Raw genomic sequence first — 16,315 nt, 5'->3', positions numbered from 1 at the left:
TCACGAAGCCCACGCGACAGGCGGTTTTCCGACAGCCGAGGACACGCCACGGATGCTAAATCTGTCGCTCCTCTTCGTAAGGCACCGCCATGTCGAACCCTCTCTTCCCACTGCTTTCTGCAGGGCTGTTCTGCGTTGTTGCAACGGTGCAGGGGGCGACGGCTGCCCCGGCGGACGATGCGGGTATCGTGGCGGCGATCGTGCAGCAGATGGAGCGGCCGCTTGTACGTTCGTCCGGCACCGTCCGTGCCGAGGCGGCTGCCGATGGCAGCTGGACCGTTGAACTGGGCAGCCGTTTGCTCGCCGATGTGCGTGGCCCGCAGATACCGGCTGAGCTGGACGCGCGCCTGCAGGCGATCCGGTTGGCGGTAATGCTGCAGCGTGAGCAGCAGGGGGCCATGCCGCCGTCGCTGGAATTCCGCTTCAATGGCCACCGCCTTGAACATTACTTCCCGTCGCCGCCGGCGCGCCCGCGTGCGCACAATCCGCTCGATGAGGGGGCATCAGGGGTCGACGTTTTCATTTCAGCCAGCCATGGCTGGTACCTGCACGGCGGCACCACGTGGTACCTGCAGCGCCCGCCCACAAACGGCATGATTGAAGATCTGGTGACGCCGCAGTTCGCCCAGAAATTCGCGGACGCTCTGGATGGAAAAAAGGTGCGCTGGGCGTTCTCGCGCTCGGTGGAGACGGCGTTGCATCCGGTCGCCGGTAAACCTTGGTGGCAGATGGCCGCCCGCTATCACGCGCAGGCGCTGTACCCGGACCGCCCCGACATCTGGCAGAGCTACGCCGACCGCAGCACGCCGCTGCGCGAGTACAACGACGATATCCGCAGCCGCCCGCTGATGGCCAATGAAGTGGGGGCCGGTGTGCTGGTGCACCTGCATACCAATGCCGCCAGTCCATTGGCCACCGGCATGATGGCGTTCCATCAGTCCGGTCGCAGCGAAGACCAGCGGCTGGGGCATGTGCTGCTGTGCAAGATGCGCGATGCCATCCAGCAGGTGCCGGCCTATGCCGATTATCGTGTACGCGTGCAGCCGAGCACCGGCAACTTCGGTGAAAACCGCCTGGCACTGGCGCCCTCCATCCTGATCGAACTTGGCTTCCACACCAACCCGCAGGACGCGGCTGCACTGCAGGATCCGCAATTCCAGGCGGCCGTTGCCGAGGGCCTGCGCGAGGGCTATGACGCGTTCCAGCAGGGGGTCGGTGCAGGGGGCGGACGCGTCTGCCAGTGACCAGCGCGCCCAGCAGGCCCGGCTTGACGTAGCATGGCACGGCCCGTCGGCGCCATCGTGGCCCCGTAGCGACAGCAGGAAGCCGTTGAATGGAAGCGTTGATTGTCATGCTGGTGCTGGTGCTGCTGGCCATTCCGTTGTTGCTGGTGGTCGCCCTGGCGAAGATCGCCGGCCTGCGGCGCCGGGTAGGCGTTCTGGAAGAAGCCCTGCTGGGGCGTGAGGCATCACCGCACGCGCAGTCGCCCATCGCCGATGCGGCCGCTCCCGCTTCGGCCACGTGGGATCCGCTGCCGCCGATCCAGCCGTGGCCGGTGCAGGCAGCGGCTGCCGATGCGGATGATGTAGAGCGACCGGTGGTGTCCCCGCCCGTGCGCGAGGTCGCCGCCACCGTTGCCGCGCCGCCGCCGCTTCCGCCCGGCACCCAAGAGGCCCCGCCGCCGCCCGCCTACGTCGCACCGCCGCCGCCCTCCGGCCCGAATGCGGTCGAGCGCGCGCTGAGCGCCGCCAAGCGCTGGTTCACCGAAGGCAACGTGCCGGTGAAGATCGGCATGCTGGTGCTGCTGGCTGGCGTTGCGGCGCTGCTGAAATATGTAAGTGACCAAGGCCTGCTGGATGTGCCGATCGAGCTGCGCCTGGCCGGCATCACGGTGGGTGCGCTCGGCCTGCTGGTGTTCGGCTGGAAGCAGCGCGGCAGCCGCCGCCTCTTCGCGCTGGCGCTGCAGGGCGGGGCGATCGGCGTCCTGCTGCTGACCGTGTTCGCTGCCTTCAAGATCTACCACCTGGTCGACCCGCTGCCGGCGTTCATCGCCAGCATCGCCTTGGTGGCGGGCCTGTGTGTGCTGGCCGTGGTGCAGGATTCGCGCACCTTGGCGGTGCTGGGCATCCTGGCCGGTTTCATGGCGCCGCTCTGGCTGTCCACCGGCAGCGGCAACCACGTTGGCCTTTTCAGTTACTACGCCGTGCTCAACGCGGGCATCTTCGCCATCGCCTGGTTCCGTCCGTGGCGCGTGCTGAACCTGCTCGGCTTCGTGTTCACCTTCGGCATCGGCATCGCGTGGGGCGTGCTGCAGTACCGGCCGCAGGACCTGCCAAGCACGCAGCCGTTCCTTGTGCTGTTCTTCGTCTTCTATCTGCTGATCCCATTGCTGTACGCGCGTCGCCAGCCAGCGGAGAAGCGCGACCTGGTCGACGGCAGCCTGGTGTTCGGCACGCCGCTGGTCGCGTTCTCGCTGCAGGCCGCGATGCTGCATGACCAACCCATGCTGCTGGCCTGCATCGCGGTCGGCGTGGCAGCGCTGTATGCCGTGCTGGCCCGCGCCTTGATCCATCGCCGCTCGTTCGCGGTGCTGGCGCAGTCGCACGCGGTACTGGCGGTGGGCTTTGCCACGCTGGCGGTGCCGCTGGCCCTGTCCGCGCGGGTTACCGGTGCCATCTTCGCGCTGGAAGGCGCTGGGCTTGTCTGGCTCGGCCTGCGCCAGCAGCGCCGCCTGCCGCAGATCAGTGGTGCGCTGCTGCAGATTGCCGCCGCGTTTGCGTTCGTGGCCGGTGCCGATTACTGGGACGGCGACGCACGCTTCCTGCTCAATCCCACTGCGATGGGCGTGCTGCTGATTGCCGTGGCCGGTTTTGCCGCAGCGTGGAGCTATCGTCGCCACGGTCGCGACAGCATCGCGCTGGTGTATTACCTGTGGGCGCTGTCGTGGTGGCTGGTGGGGCTGTCGGCCGAAAGCCTGCGCTTCCTGCCCAGCCGTCATGAACCGGCTGCGCTGCTGATCCTGACGGCGCTGACCGGCTGGCTGGCAGCGGAAGTGCATCGCCGGCAGCCGGCGCGTGCGCTCGGATTGACCACGTTGGCGATGCTCGCCTTGGCCTTCCCGTTGCTGCTGGCCCAGGTGGCGATGCACCGCCAGCCGTTCGCGGGGTATGGCGGCCTGGCATGGGCACTGGTCGCGGTGCTCGGTACCCGTTCGCTGCATGCGCTGCGCCAGGGCGCGGGCAAGCTGGCGCGGGTGGCGCAGTTCCTGTGGTGGCTGCTGTGGCCGTGCGTGTTGTCACTTGCGCTGCAGCAGGTGGCCAGCCGCCTCAACATCGCGCAGGGCTGGGAGATCGTGATGGTGCTGCTGCCCTGGATCGTGCTGGTGGCGCTGACCATGCACCGTTGGCGCTGGATCAGCCAGCCACTGGGGGCGGCATTCGATCCGGCACGTCCGTTGCTGCAGATGGTGCTGTTCGGCGTGCTGGGTATCGCCTGGTTGTTCCTGCACTTCGTGCCGGGCTGGCCGGATCCGTTGCCGTGGTTGCCGGTGGTCAATCCGTCCGAACTTGCACAGTGGGTCATGCTGCTGCTGGCCGCGCGCTGGTTGTATTCGACGCAGGCACCGGCCGTGCTGCAGCGGATCCGCGTGCCGGTACTGGCCATCGCCGGTTTCATCGCCATCACCAGCGTGACCCTGCACGCCGTGCACCACTGGGGCGATGTGCATTGGAATGACGCGCTGTGGTCGTCCAGCCTCGCGCAGACCAGCCTCACCGTGGTGTGGAGCGTGCTGGGCGTTATTGCCTGGGTGTGGGGCTCGCGCCGCGGCCAGCGGGTGTTGTGGACCGTCGGCGCGGTACTGATGGCCGTGGTGCTGGCCAAGTTGATCCTGATCGATCGCAACCACCTGGGTAACCTGCTGGGCATTGCATCGTTCATCGCCTATGGCCTGCTGTGCACGGTCGTGGGCTACTTCGCGCCGGCGCCCCCGCGCCCGTCGCAGACCGTGGAGGAAACCGCATGAAGACCTGGATGGCGCTGATAATGGCGCTGTGCGTGACCCCTGCCGCGCTGGCCCAGGAGCACCGGCAGCAGTATGTCGAGCAATGGCCGCTGCGCTTGTCCAGCGAGCAGTCCGGTGCGTATCGGGTCGTACTGGAGCCGGAAATCTACCGGCGTGCGTGGTCGCCGCAGCTGGCCGATGTGCAGGTCTACAACGCGACCGGGCAGGCGCTGCCGTCCGCCCTGCTGGCGCCGGACCAGCCCCTTGCGCAGCCGCCGGTGCAGCGTGAGCTGCCGTGGTTCGCCCTGCCGGCACTGGATGCGCGCAGCCGCAACGATCTGCAGCTGCTCACCGAACGCGATGCCGATGGCCGCGTCCGCCGTGTGGAAGCCCGCGTGGGCGCCAGCACGGGTGCAGGTCCCTCGGCGGGCTGGCTGATCGACGCCAGCGTGCTGGGCCAGCAACCGCTGGCGGCACTGGTACTGGACTGGGCCGAGCGCGAGCAGCCGCTGCAGGTCAACGTGCAGGTGGATGTCAGCGATGACCTGCGCAACTGGCAGCAGGTCGATGCGCAGGTGCCGCTGGTGGATCTGCAGCGGGCCGGCAAGCGTCTGCTGCAACGGCGGATCGAGATCGGCCATGGCGCGCGCTACGTGCGCGTGCTGGGCAACGATGCGCAGGCACTGCCGGCGTTGCGCGGCGTGCTGGCCGAAGTGCCGCCGGCACCGGCGACGATTCCCTGGGAGTGGCTGACGCTGCAGCCGAAGCAACAGGCCGATGGCGCGTTCGAGTTCGAGCTGGACGGTCGCTTCCCGATCGGTCGGCTGGACGTGGCAACCACCGGCAACAGCCTGGTGCAATGGACGGCCTTCAGTCGCGATGATCCAGGCGCGGATTGGCAACGCCGCACGGCGCCGTGGGTGGCGTATCAGGTGCAGGCGGACGCGGCCGGGCAGCAGCAGTCGCCTCCGCGCGAGCTCGGCGAGACAACGCGGGATCGCTACTGGAAGCTGGTGGCTGATCCGGCGAACAGTTCCACCGTTCCGCTGCTGCGCCTGGGGTACCGTCCCGAAGTTCTGATGTTCCTGAGCCAAGGGGCCGCGCCTTATGCCTTGGCCGTGGGCAGTGCGACCGCATCGCGGCAGGACGCACCGGTGGGCGTGGTGATTGCTGACCTGCGTTCACGCAATGGACCGGAGTGGCAGCCCAGCCTGGCGCGCCTGGAAGGGCCGCCGGAAGTGCTGGCGGGTGAAGCGGCATTGCAGGCACCGCGCGACTGGAAGCGGTGGCTGCTGTGGTCCCTGCTGATCCTGGGCGTGCTGGTGGTCGGTGGGCTGGCCTTGAGCGTGCTGCGGCAGAAGCCTGCCGACGCCTGACCGAGGGTGGCGACGGCCGCTGGCCGTCAACCCTGCGCGGCGGCGCAGGGGCGTGCGGCCGTCAATCACGTATCCCGGTTTGCGATGCGCCGTGACACCCCGGACAATAGTGGGCTGCGCCCTTCGCGGCGCCCCTACCATCGACCAGGAGTTGCCCATGTCCATCGTCCGCATGACCGATCTCGACCTTGCCGGCAAGCGCGTGCTGATCCGACAGGACTTGAACGTTCCGATCGAGAACGGCCAGATCACCTCCGAGCAGCGCATCACGGCCTCGCTGCCGACGCTCAAGCGTGCGCTGGAACAGGGCGCGGCGGTGATGGTGACGTCCCACCTCGGCCGCCCGCAGGAAGGGCAGTGGAGCGAAGAGAACTCGTTGCAGCCGGTCGCCACCCGCCTGTCGGAGCTGCTGGGCCGTGACGTGCCGCTGATTCGCGATTGGGTAGACGGCGTGGACGTGCAGCCGGGCCAGATCGCGCTGCTGGAAAACTGCCGCATGAACGCGGGCGAGGGCAAGGATGACGAGGCGCTGGCGAAGAAGTACGCCGCGCTGTGCGACGTGTTCGTGATGGATGCCTTCGGTACGGCGCACCGTGCCCAGGCCTCCACCCATGGCGTGATCCGCTTCGCCCCGGTGGCGGCAGGTGGGCCGCTGCTGATGGCCGAGCTGGATGCACTGGCCAAGGCCCTGAAAGAGCCGGCCAAGCCGCTGCTCGCCATCGTCGCCGGCAGCAAGGTCAGCACCAAGCTGGAGCTGCTGGCCAGCCTGGTCGGCAAGGTGGACCAGTTGATCGTGGGCGGTGGCATCGCCAACACCTTCATCGCTGCGGCCGGATACCCGGTCGGCAAGTCGCTGTATGAGCCTGACCTGCTGGACACCGCGAAGAAGATCGTGGCCGATGCCAAGGCGAGGGGCGCTGAGATCCCGCTGCCGACCGACGTGGTCGTGGCCAAGCAGTTCCTGCCGGATGCCGAAGCGACGGTGAAGGCGGTCGACGCGGTGGCCGAAGACGACCTGATCCTGGATATCGGTCCGCAGACGGCGGCGCAGTACGCGCAGTTGATCCAGCAGGCGGGGACCGTGGTCTGGAACGGGCCGGTCGGCGTGTTTGAATTCGACGCCTTCAGCAAGGGTACCGAGGCAATGGCGCGCGCGATCGCGACCTCCAAGGCGTTCTCGATCGCCGGTGGCGGTGACACGTTGGCCGCCGTGGACAAGTTCCACATCGCCGACGACGTCAGCTACATCTCCACCGGTGGTGGTGCGTTCCTGGAGTTCCTGGAAGGCAAGACCCTGCCGGCGGTGGCCGCGCTCGAAGCGCGGGGTGCGTAAGTGTTGGACGACCTGACCGCGGCCAGCGTCGAGACCCGCTTGGCCGGTGCGGGCCATGAGATGCTGTTCTTCGACCTCGACGGCACGCTGATTGATTCGCAGGTGGGCATCACCCGCTGCATCACCCATGCCTTCGAGCAGATGCAGCATCCGGCGCCGCCGGCGGAGACGCTGCGCAGCTGGATCGGCCCGTCACTGCGGACCAGCTTCAGTCCGGTATTCAACGATGCGGCGAAGGTCGAGCAGGCCGTCGCGTTGTACTGCGAACGTTTCGAGACCCACGGCTGGAATGAGCATGCGGTGTTTGACGGCATCGAAGACGTGGTGCGTGCGCTGAAGGCGCGCGGTCATCGGCTGGCGGTGGTGACGGCGAAGAACGAGCCGCATGCGCGGCGCATCGTCGAGCACCTGCCGTTCGGTGACTGCTTCGAGGATGTGATCGGCGCCACGGCGGATGGGTTACGCAGCAGCAAGCCGCAACTGGTGGCCGAGGCGCTGTCGCGGCTGTCAGTGCAGCCGGCGCAGTGCTGGATGATCGGTGACCGCCGCATGGACATCGAAGGGGCGCGTCATCACGGACTGCGCAGCATCGGCGTGCTGTGGGGGTTTGGTGGTGCCGATGAGCTGGAGGCCGCCGGCGCCGGCGCGCTGGCAGAAACGCCCGCGGCGCTGTTGACCCTGCTCCCGTAGCGCCGAGCCACGCTCGGCGGAATGTATCCGGCATCCGCGGTCGCTGACGCAGGCCGCGCTTCGCGCTCGCCGACCACGGGTCGGGGCTACCGGGTGACCGGCGTCCCGCGCGACCGGCGGTCCCGTAGCGCCGAGCCACGCTCGGCGGAATGCATCTGGCATCGCGATGCCGGACGCAGGCCGCGCTGCGCGCTCGCCGACCATGGGTCGGGGCTACCGGGTGACCGGCGTCCCGCGCGACCGGCGGTCCCGTAGCGCCGAGCCACGCTCGGCGAAATCTATCCGGCATCGCGATGCCGGACGCAGGCCGCGCTGCGCGCTCGCCGACCACGGGGCGGCGCCACCGAGGCAGCGCTCACATGCGCTGCGGAAAAACCTGCTTCCACAATGCTGACCCGTATTGTCTTGCAGACATCGGGCAGACCGAGGCGCTGCAACGATGTAACCGCATACATGGCGTGTGAAGGATGTGCTAATTTCTCTGCTTTAACGGGAGCCCATCCACCATGTTCGAGCGTCAGCGTCGCACCAAGATCCTAGCCACCCTCGGCCCAGCCACTGATCCGCCGGGCATTCTCGAGGAGCTTTTCCGCGCTGGCGTCAACGTGGTTCGCTTGAACTTCAGCCATGGTGATCCGTCCGGTCAGGCCAAGCGTGCCGCCGAAGTACGCGCCGCCGCTGCCCGCGTGGGCGTGGAAGTGGGCATCCTGGCCGACCTGCCGGGCCCGAAGATCCGTATCGAGCGCTTTGCCGAAGGCAAGATCCATCTGAAGGCCGGCGACCGCTTCGACCTGGTGGCGGCTACCAACGTACCGGCCGGTGACACCACCCAGGTCGGCGTGAGCTACCTCGGCCTGCCGCAGGACGTGCGTCCGGGCGATGTGCTGCTGCTGGATGACGGCCTGATGCAGTTGCAGGTCGTGGAAGTGCAGGGCGAGCGCATCATCAACACGGTGCTCAACGACGGCGTGCTGTCTGATCGCAAGGGCCTGAACAAGCAGGGCGGTGGCCTGTCGCTGGGCGCGCTGACCGAGCGCGACAAAGAACTGATCGGCATCGTGGCGAAGATCGGCGTGGACTTCATCGCCGTCTCGTTCTGCCGCAACGCGCAGGACATGAACGATGCCCGCGAGATCGCCGAATCGCACGGCTGCTACGCCGCGCTGGTGTCGAAGATCGAGCGCACCGAAGCCATCGAGAACCTGGAAGAGATCGTCGACGCCAGTGACGTGGTGATGGTGGCACGGGGTGACCTGGGCGTGGAGATCGGCGATGCCGAGCTGCCGGGCCTGCAGAAGAAGATCATCAAGGCGTCGCTGGCGCAGAACAAGGTGGTGATCACCGCCACGCAGATGCTGCAGTCGATGGTGGAAAGCCCCATCCCGACCCGCGCCGAAGTGCTGGACGTGGCCAACTCGGTCATCGACGGTACCGACGCGGTGATGCTGTCGGCCGAAACCGCCGCGGGCATGTACCCGGTCAAGGCGGTCGAAGCGATGGCACGTATCTGCCTGGGTGCCGAACGCCAGTTCCAGACCGAGACCGATTTCAGTGCCTCGCCGCGCAACCTGGAACGGGCCGACCAGGCCATCGCCATGGCTACCATGTTCCTGTCGCAGCACGTGGGCGTGCGGGCCATCGTGGCAATGACCGAGTCCGGCGGCACCGCGCGTTACCTGTCGCGCTTCCGTGCCTCCGCGCCGGTGTTCGCGGTGACCCGCCATGACGGCGCGCGCCGGCAGATGGCGCTGATGCGCGATGTGTTCCCGATCAACTTTGACAGCCGCGGCCTGACCCCGCGTGAAGCGGCGCGTGGCAGCATCCGCCTGCTGGCCGACGCCGGCCTGCTGGAAGCCGGTGACCGCGTCGTGTTCACCAGTGGCGAGCACATGGAAACCCATGGCGCCACCAACACGCTGCGCCTGCTGGAAGTCGGCGTGGATGGCACGGCCAAGGGGCTGGGCGAGCTCTGACCCCGCACGGGCCGGCTCCCTTCTGTCCGCAGAGGGGAGCCGGCCTGATCGTGCTGATGGTCTGGAATCGTTTCCATCCGACCTCCACGTCGAGGTCACGGCGTGCGCGGGCTATAATCACGTTTTTCCCGCACCCGCCACAGGAAGTACATGAGCATCGAACAGCTGGCTGAAACCGCCCAGGCCATGGTCGCCCCGGGCAAGGGCATCATCGCGATCGACGAATCCACCGGCACCATTGCCAAGCGCTTCGCCAGCGTCGGCATCGAGAACACCGAAGAGAACCGTCGCGCCTACCGCGAACTGCTGCTGACCACGCCGAAGCTCAACGAGCACATCTCCGGCGCGATCCTGTTCGACGAGACCATCCGTCAGTCCACCAAGGACGGCGTGCCGTTCGCCAAGTACATGTCCGACAACGGCATGATTCCGGGCATCAAGGTCGACAAGGGCGCACACCCGCTGGCGGGCTGCCCGGGCGAGCTGGTCACCGAAGGCCTGGACGGTCTGCGTGAGCGTCTGCAGGAGTACTACAAGCTGGGTGCGCGCTTCGCCAAGTGGCGTGCGGTCATCAACATCGGCGAAAGCATCCCGTCGGGCACCTGCATCGAGTCCAACGCCCATGCGCTGGCCCGTTATGCTGCCCTGTGCCAGGAATGTGGCCTGGTGCCGATGGTCGAGCCGGAAGTCATCATGGATGGCGACCACGACATCGAGACCTGCTACGAAGTGACCGAGGCGACCCTGCGTTCGCTGTTCGACGCGCTGTACCAGCAGAACGTGTTGCTGGAAGGCACCATCCTGAAGGCCTCGATGGTCATCTCCGGCAAGGACTGCGAAGAGCAGGCCGACGCCGAGGAAGTCGCCGAGTCGACCGTGATGTGCCTGAAGAGCACCGTGCCGGCGATCCTGCCGGGCGTGGTGTTCCTGTCCGGTGGGCAGAGCGACGAGCAGTCCACCGAGCACCTCAATCTGATGAACCAGATGGGCAACCTGCCGTGGCCGCTGACGTTCTCCTATGGCCGTGCCATGCAGCAGGCCGCGCTGGCGCTGTGGGGCAAGGACACCAAGGCCAACTACGCCGCCGCACAGAAGACCGTGTACGAGCGTGCCAAGGAAAACGGCCAGGCCGCCCTGGGCAAGTGGAACGGCTGAGTCCTGCCGTCCCCTGATGCACTGCAGACGCCGGCCATGTGCCGGCGTTTGTTTTTTCCGGGTATGGTGTCGCCATCCCGGGGCCTGGCCGACCCGCGGTACTTCCCTTACAGGCCAGGGAGAACATTCATGCGTATTGCAACGACGCTGCTGGCCGCTGGGCTCGCATTGGCACTGAGCGGTTGTGGACTGAAGCAGGCAGGCGCCGACGGTGCCAAGGCGGCGTCACTCGGATTCGGCAAGACCGCCGTCGGTGAGATCACCTCGGCCAGCCCGCTGAGTTTCAGCGATGGCAGCCGCTACCAGCTCTACGCGATTGAACTGAAGGACAAGCAGGCGGTCTCGCTGAAGCTGAGCGGCGCCCTGTCCGGTGCATTGTCGGTGTTCCGCGAAGACGGCACGCTGGTGACGCGCGGTGAAGCCTCGGAAGAGGGTCCGGTGGAAGTGACCTTCCGTGCCGACGGCGCAGGTCGCTATCGCGTGGCAGTCAACGGTGACGGCGCATCCGCGTACGGCCCCTATCGCCTGCAGGCAGCCGAAGTAGTGCCCTACGATGGCAAGCCGCTGGTCGGCAGCGGGCAGATCGTCGACCTGCTGGCGTCGGACCGTCAGGAGTACACCCTGCAGGTCGAAAAGGCCGGCCTGTATCAGATCGACCTGGCCTCCGGCGCGTTCGATACGGTACTGGAGCTGCATGGCCCCAACGTGGATGAAGAAGACGACGACGGCGGCAGCTCCACCAATTCACGCATGAACCTGATGCTGGAGCCGGGCACCTACACGCTGGCCGTCAAGTCGATCGACGACAGCAGCAGCGGGCAGTTCCGTCTGGACGTCAAGAACACCGCGCTGTCGGCTGACATCGTGTCCACCGACGGCACCACGATCTCGCCGGGCATCACCGTGCAGGCGCTGCTGAGCCGGGAAGATGGCGAGCGCCGTTTCATGTTGAACGTGCCGCAGGCCGGCCCCGTGCGGATCGATGCGTTGTCTGACCAGGTGGACACCACGCTGCAGCTCAACGGACCGACCATCGATCTCAGTGACGACGATGGCGGCAGCGGCACCAACGCACGCCTGCAGGCCAACCTGCCGGCCGGCCGCTACCAGTTGGTGGTTGCGAGCCTGGAAGAACGCCAGGCCGTGGTGCAGGTGCGCGTGAGCAATGAAGGCGGCGAATCACTGTCGTTGCGGGATGCCGCCAATGCGGATGTCGCCGTGCCGGTCGCCGAGGCAGTGGACGTGGACACTCCCTGATCGCGAAGGTACGACCGCGCTCGCGGTAGGGCTCTCAGAAGGCGTGGCGACCGCCGGTCGTCACGCCATCGCGGCGAGCGGAGCATGCATCCGCTCCGCCCAGCTGCTCGACTCCGCGTCGCCAAGCGGTTGCCCGGCAGCTGCCAGTGCCTGCTGGTACGCCTTGAAGGTGGCGGTGTTGTAGGCCACCAGGATGATGCGGCGCGGCTCACGATGGCTGCGCTGCCAGGCCAGGGTTTCGGTAGCCGCTACTTCGGCGGCACGGTACAGCGGATAGCCGTACACGCCGCAGCTGATGGCCGGAAAGGCAATCGAACGCGCTCCCAGCTTCTCAGCCAGTTGCAGCGACTTCCAATAGCAGTTGGCCAGCAGGGCGCGCTCGTCGCGCTGGCCGTCATGCCACACCGGACCGACGGTATGCAGCACGAAGCGGGCGGGCAGGGCGTGCGCGTCTGTCGCCACGACCTCACCGGTTGGACAGCGGACACCGGGGCGGACCTGCGGCAGTCGCTCGCAGTCTTCCAGCAGGCCAGGGCCCGCTGCCAGGTGGATCGCACCGTCCACGCCACCGCCACCCAGCAGGGACTCATTGGCCGCATTGACGATCGCATCCACCGCCAGGGTGGTGATGTCCCCCTGCCACACTTCGATCTTCATGCGTACTTCTCCTGGATGTCGTTGAAACGGCGCAACGGCCCGCGTTGCATGCGCCACCGTACCGGGGGCTGCATGCAGGCTGCGTCATGACCGTCTCACACGGTGCGAACAGGAAAAGAACAGGCGATCAGGTCCTCATGGCAGACCGGCCAGCCACTCGTCGTCGGAGCCTTCATTGACGTCGGCGAACAACGGCGTGGAGAAGTAGCGCTCCCCGGTGTCCGGCAGCATGGCCAGGATGACCGCGCCCGGTTCGGCGCGGTCGGCCACGTCCAGCGCACTGGCCAGGGTCGCACCGGCCGAAATGCCGACGAAGATGCCTTCTTCGGCGGCCAGCCGACGGGCGGTGGCGATGGCGCGGTCGTCGTCCACCGTCAGTAGCTCGTCCACCACATCGCGGTTCAGTACCTCGGGCACGAAGTCCGGGGTCCAGCCCTGGATCTTGTGCGGTTTCCAGTCATCGCCCTTCAACAGCGCCGCGCCGGTCGGCTCGGTCGCCACGATGCGGGTCTGCGGACGGGCCACTTTCAGCACCTCGCCCACGCCGGTCAGCGTGCCGCCCGTGCCCCAGCCACTGACGAAATAGTCCAGCCGCTTGCCGGCGAAGTCGCGCAGGATCTCCGGTGCGGTCGTATTGCGGTGGTAGGCCGGATTGGCCGGATTCGCGAACTGGCTGGCCAGGAACCAGCCGTGTTCCTTGGCCAGTTCTGCGGCCCGACGCACCATGCCGCTGCCACGTTCGGCCGCCGGCGTCAGGATGACCTTGGCGCCGTAGGCGCGCATCAGCTTGCGGCGCTCGATGGAGAACGTCTCGACCATGGTGGCGACGAACTTGTAGCCGCGTGCGGCGGCCACCATGGCCAGTGCGACGCCGGTGTTGCCCGACGTGGCTTCCACGATCGTGTCACCGGGCTTCAGTACGCCGCGCTGCTCGGCGTCGAGAATGATCGCCAGCGCCAACCGGTCCTTCACCGAGCCGCCCGGATTGAACGACTCCACCTTTGCGTACAGGGTGACGTGGTCCGGTGCCAGGCGCTGCAGCCTGACGATGGGGGTGTTGCCGATGGTGTCGAGGATGGAATCGTACAGGGCCATGGGGCGCTCCGGGGACGTGCCGCGCCATGCGCGGAGGGAAAGGAAAGGCGGTGGATGCGGCCATCCGCCCTGGCCGGTTGACCGTAGCGCTGCCATATGACAGCAGGAAATGACCAGATACCTGTCTTAAACAACATTTGGTTATAAGCTGGTGATGACATCTGCCCTACAGTGGATCTCTCCTCCCTTTCCCACCTGCCCGCACCGTCATGACGCTCACCCAGCTTCGCTATCTGGTGGCCATTGCCGACGCCGAGTTGAACATCACGCTCGCCGCGTCACGCGTGCATGCCACCCAGCCCGGTTTGTCCAAGCAGCTCAAGCAGCTGGAAGACGAGCTGGGCTTCCTGTTGTTCGTGCGCCGGGGCCGCAGCCTGGAATCGGTGACACCGGCCGGGGTTGAAGTGATCAGCCGCGCCCGCGCGGTGCTGGGCGAGGCCAACAACATCCGCACCTATGCGGCCAACCAGCGTCGCGAAAGCCAGGGGCAACTGGTGTTGACCACCACCCACACGCAGGCGCGCTTCGTGCTGCCGCCGGCGGTGGCGCGGATCAAGCAGGCCTATCCGCAGGTCAGCGTACACCTGCAGCAGGCCGCCGAAAGCGATGCGCTGGACCTGCTCAGCCAAGGGGACGCAGACATTGCGATCATCAGCACGGCCGGTGGTGAGCCCAGTGCAGGCATCGCCGTGCCGCTGTACCGCTGGCGCCGGCTGGTGCTGGTGCCGAAGGGCCACCCGCTGGACCGGACCGGACGCGCGCCGGACCTGGCGGACCTGGCGGCGCACCCGCTGGTCAGCTATGAATCCTCCACGCGCACGGCCTCGTCCCTGCAGCGTGCATTCGCCGGCTCCGGGCTCACGCCGGACATCGCGCTGACGGCGCTGGATGCAGACCTGATCAAGACCTATGTGCGCAGCGGTTTGGGCGTGGGATTGCTGGCTGAAATGGCCGTGAGCGCCGCCGATCACGATCTGCGTGCCTGGGTTGCCCCTGCACCGATCGCCGAGTGCATTGCCTGGGCCGTGCTGCCGCGCGACCGTGTGCTGCGTGATTACGCGCTGGAACTGGTGCACGTACTGGCACCGCAGATCGATCCCCGCGACCTGCGCCGCGTGCTGGACGGCAACCAGGCGCCCGCGTGGCCGCTGCCGCCGACCTGGGAATCGCTGACCCAGACCATCACCTCCTGAAGAAGCCCGGGGTCGCATCCCCGGCCCACCCGTCAGCCGCCGACAGGCTCCATCGGCGTCAATCGGGGCATCGCGGCTTCGATTACCTCGCCGATGCGCAGGACGTCCTGCTCATGGAACCGCCTGCCCATCAGCTGCACGCCGGTGGGCAGGCCCTCGGCCAGTCCAGTTGGCACGACCAGCGACGGGAAGCCCAGCACAGGTAACGCCATCAACGGCCAGCCGGATGCGATGGCCGTACGTGCCGCCGGCAGCGAGGCGTAATGCTGACCGTGCAGCATCGGTTCGTCGTTGGCGACGGGCAGCAGAAGGATCGGATAGGACTGCAGCGTCTGTTGCACGCGGCCGATCAACGCGGCCCTGCGTGTGTAGCCATGGATGTAGCCGGACAGGGTGGGATGCGGCCCCCACATTTCGGCGGCGACGGCGTAGTTGTAGCGAATCCACGCCTTGATCGGTGCGTCACCATCGCGCTCGATGTCCGGCAACAAGGCACGCGTTTCCTCCATCACCAGCAACCACCACAACCGCCACGCCTCTTCCAGTTCCGGCACGCGCAGTTCCTGCACCCGGTAGCCGGCGGCCTGCAAGGCAATCACGGCCCGTTCCAGTGCCGCGCTCACCGTGGCCGAGCGGGGACAGATGGCATCCTCGCGCAACACCCCGATCACCGGAGGCTGGCTGCCGGTACTGCCCGGGAAGGGCAGTGGGATCGATCCGGCGACGCGCGGATCGAAACCGCTGAACCCGTCCAGCATCAGGCGAAGATCGTCGACGCACCGTGCGATAGGGCCCTCGACCAACATCAGTTGCAGCCCCAGCGCGTCCTCGCCACGGGCAGGACTGAACAGGCCAGGGATCCGGCCAGGGGTGGGGCGCAGGCCCGGAACCCCGCAGCAGTAGGCGGGGTAGCGGATGGATCCGCCGATGTCGTTGCCCTGTGCCAGCGGCACCATGCCGGTCGCCACCGCGCAGGCCGCGCCGCCGCTGGATCCCCCTGGGGTATGCAAGGGGCTCCAGGGATTCCACGTGGTGCCATGCAGATCGTTTCGGGCATCCCAGCTGAAAGAAAAACACGGCGTGTTGCTGCGGCCCAGCAGGACCGCCCCGGCCTGGCGCAGGCGGGTGATCTGCGGCGCATCGGCGATGGCGATGTTGTCACGCAGTGCAACCACGCCGTTGGTCATCGGTTGGCCGCGCACATCGGTGTTGTCCTTGATGGCGACGGGAATTCCGTGCAGCGGGCCGCTGCTGCGCCCTTCGGTCAATGCCTTGTCGGCTTCAGCGGCAGCGCGCAGCGCGCCCTCCGCATCGACGAAGTTCAGGGCATTGACGTGTGGATTGACCTCGTCTATCCGACGCAGGCAACTGCGCACCAGCGCCGTGGACGTCAGCGTGCCCGCCCGCAGGCCTGTCGCGGCCTGGCGCGCTGTCAGCTGCCATGGCGCGCGCGCCGGGCTTCGTGACGTCGCCGCCCCTCTCGCGGTAAGGGTGGCTGCGGCGGCCAGGAACTGTCGACGATTGATGGGTGCCATGGTGAAGGCCTTCCAGGTGGCAGGACACCTTCAACATGGACGGTGCCC

General features: G+C 67.2%; 12 protein-coding genes. 9 read left to right on the top strand and 3 right to left on the bottom strand.

Annotation, left to right across the window (positions count from 1 at the left end; all coding sequences use genetic code 11):
• The first annotated feature begins 89 nt into the window (after positions 1-89).
• The 8 genes from IFT58_RS04300 (at position 90) to IFT58_RS04265 (ending at position 11,787) form a co-directional block, all read left to right on the top strand.
• On the top strand, positions 90-1,244 hold the full coding sequence (locus IFT58_RS04300) for an N-acetylmuramoyl-L-alanine amidase (RefSeq protein ID WP_192094006.1): 1,155 nt from the start codon (positions 90-92) through the stop codon (positions 1,242-1,244).
• A gap of 89 nt (positions 1,245-1,333) precedes the next feature.
• Complete coding sequence (locus IFT58_RS04295) at positions 1,334-4,024, top strand: DUF2339 domain-containing protein (RefSeq protein ID WP_192094005.1); 2,691 nt, start codon at positions 1,334-1,336, stop codon at positions 4,022-4,024.
• Positions 4,021-5,379 carry a DUF3999 domain-containing protein gene (locus IFT58_RS04290; RefSeq protein ID WP_192094004.1) on the top strand — a complete coding sequence of 453 codons (1,359 nt, stop codon included), beginning with the start codon at positions 4,021-4,023 and terminating at the stop codon, positions 5,377-5,379. The genes IFT58_RS04295 and IFT58_RS04290 overlap by 4 nt, the downstream gene beginning before the upstream one ends.
• Before the next feature lie 157 nt (positions 5,380-5,536).
• Complete coding sequence (locus tag IFT58_RS04285; protein ID WP_192094003.1) at positions 5,537-6,712, top strand: phosphoglycerate kinase; 1,176 nt, start codon at positions 5,537-5,539, stop codon at positions 6,710-6,712.
• Between the two features lie 60 nt (positions 6,713-6,772).
• The gene (locus IFT58_RS04280) at positions 6,773-7,402 is read left to right on the top strand and encodes an HAD-IA family hydrolase (RefSeq protein ID WP_192094171.1); all 630 of its coding nucleotides are present in this window, start codon (positions 6,773-6,775) and stop codon (positions 7,400-7,402) included.
• 506 nt (positions 7,403-7,908) lie between these two features.
• The gene (pyk, locus tag IFT58_RS04275; RefSeq protein ID WP_188326332.1) at positions 7,909-9,375 is read left to right on the top strand and encodes a pyruvate kinase; all 1,467 of its coding nucleotides are present in this window, start codon (positions 7,909-7,911) and stop codon (positions 9,373-9,375) included.
• A 150-nt stretch (positions 9,376-9,525) separates the two neighbouring features.
• Positions 9,526-10,530, top strand: a complete 1,005-nt coding sequence (locus IFT58_RS04270; RefSeq protein ID WP_188326333.1) for a class I fructose-bisphosphate aldolase — start codon at positions 9,526-9,528, stop codon at positions 10,528-10,530.
• A 129-nt stretch (positions 10,531-10,659) separates the two neighbouring features.
• Entirely contained in the window at positions 10,660-11,787 is a 1,128-nt protein-coding gene (locus tag IFT58_RS04265) for an ABC transporter substrate-binding protein (RefSeq protein ID WP_192094002.1), read from the top strand.
• Positions 11,788-11,847: 60 nt separating this feature from the next.
• On the opposite strand, the gene IFT58_RS04260 is transcribed toward IFT58_RS04265, so the two are convergent.
• Both IFT58_RS04260 and cysK read right to left on the bottom strand, forming a co-directional pair.
• Positions 11,848-12,444: an O-acetyl-ADP-ribose deacetylase gene (locus IFT58_RS04260; protein ID WP_192081536.1), complete on the bottom strand. Its 597-nt coding sequence runs from the start codon at positions 12,442-12,444 to the stop codon at positions 11,848-11,850.
• A gap of 135 nt (positions 12,445-12,579) precedes the next feature.
• Positions 12,580-13,539 (bottom strand): cysteine synthase A, encoded by a 960-nt coding sequence (gene cysK / locus IFT58_RS04255; protein WP_192081535.1) that lies wholly within the window; start codon positions 13,537-13,539, stop codon positions 12,580-12,582.
• A gap of 209 nt (positions 13,540-13,748) precedes the next feature.
• Between cysK and IFT58_RS04250 the strand changes: the two genes are divergently transcribed.
• Positions 13,749-14,732 carry a LysR family transcriptional regulator gene (locus tag IFT58_RS04250; RefSeq protein ID WP_188326337.1) on the top strand — a complete coding sequence of 328 codons (984 nt, stop codon included), beginning with the start codon at positions 13,749-13,751 and terminating at the stop codon, positions 14,730-14,732.
• A 32-nt stretch (positions 14,733-14,764) separates the two neighbouring features.
• Here the strand turns inward: IFT58_RS04250 and IFT58_RS04245 are convergent, their stop codons facing one another.
• Complete coding sequence (locus tag IFT58_RS04245; RefSeq protein ID WP_192094001.1) at positions 14,765-16,267, bottom strand: amidase; 1,503 nt, start codon at positions 16,265-16,267, stop codon at positions 14,765-14,767.
• Between the last annotated feature and the right edge of the window lie 48 nt (positions 16,268-16,315).

The organism is Stenotrophomonas sp. CFBP 13718 (assembly GCF_014842145.1).
GTDB lineage: Bacteria > Pseudomonadota > Gammaproteobacteria > Xanthomonadales > Xanthomonadaceae > Stenotrophomonas.
Note: the sequence above shows the minus strand (reverse complement) of the source record. Positions and strands in the feature narration are given on the sequence as shown.

Excerpts from the sequence above, each read along its gene's own strand:
- IFT58_RS04300 (WP_192094006.1), top strand. The coding sequence starts at position 90 with ATGTCGAACCCTCTCTTCCCACTGCTTTCTGCAGGGCTGTTCTGCGTT.
- IFT58_RS04295 (WP_192094005.1), top strand. The coding sequence starts at position 1,334 with ATGGAAGCGTTGATTGTCATGCTGGTGCTGGTGCTGCTGGCCATTCCG.
- IFT58_RS04290 (WP_192094004.1), top strand. The coding sequence starts at position 4,021 with ATGAAGACCTGGATGGCGCTGATAATGGCGCTGTGCGTGACCCCTGCC.
- IFT58_RS04285 (WP_192094003.1), top strand. The coding sequence starts at position 5,537 with ATGTCCATCGTCCGCATGACCGATCTCGACCTTGCCGGCAAGCGCGTG.
- IFT58_RS04280 (WP_192094171.1), top strand. The coding sequence starts at position 6,773 with ATGCTGTTCTTCGACCTCGACGGCACGCTGATTGATTCGCAGGTGGGC.
- pyk (WP_188326332.1), top strand. The coding sequence starts at position 7,909 with ATGTTCGAGCGTCAGCGTCGCACCAAGATCCTAGCCACCCTCGGCCCA.
- IFT58_RS04270 (WP_188326333.1), top strand. The coding sequence starts at position 9,526 with ATGAGCATCGAACAGCTGGCTGAAACCGCCCAGGCCATGGTCGCCCCG.
- IFT58_RS04265 (WP_192094002.1), top strand. The coding sequence starts at position 10,660 with ATGCGTATTGCAACGACGCTGCTGGCCGCTGGGCTCGCATTGGCACTG.
- IFT58_RS04260 (WP_192081536.1), bottom strand. The coding sequence starts at position 12,444 with ATGAAGATCGAAGTGTGGCAGGGGGACATCACCACCCTGGCGGTGGAT.
- cysK (WP_192081535.1), bottom strand. The coding sequence starts at position 13,539 with ATGGCCCTGTACGATTCCATCCTCGACACCATCGGCAACACCCCCATC.
- IFT58_RS04250 (WP_188326337.1), top strand. The coding sequence starts at position 13,749 with ATGACGCTCACCCAGCTTCGCTATCTGGTGGCCATTGCCGACGCCGAG.
- IFT58_RS04245 (WP_192094001.1), bottom strand. The coding sequence starts at position 16,267 with ATGGCACCCATCAATCGTCGACAGTTCCTGGCCGCCGCAGCCACCCTT.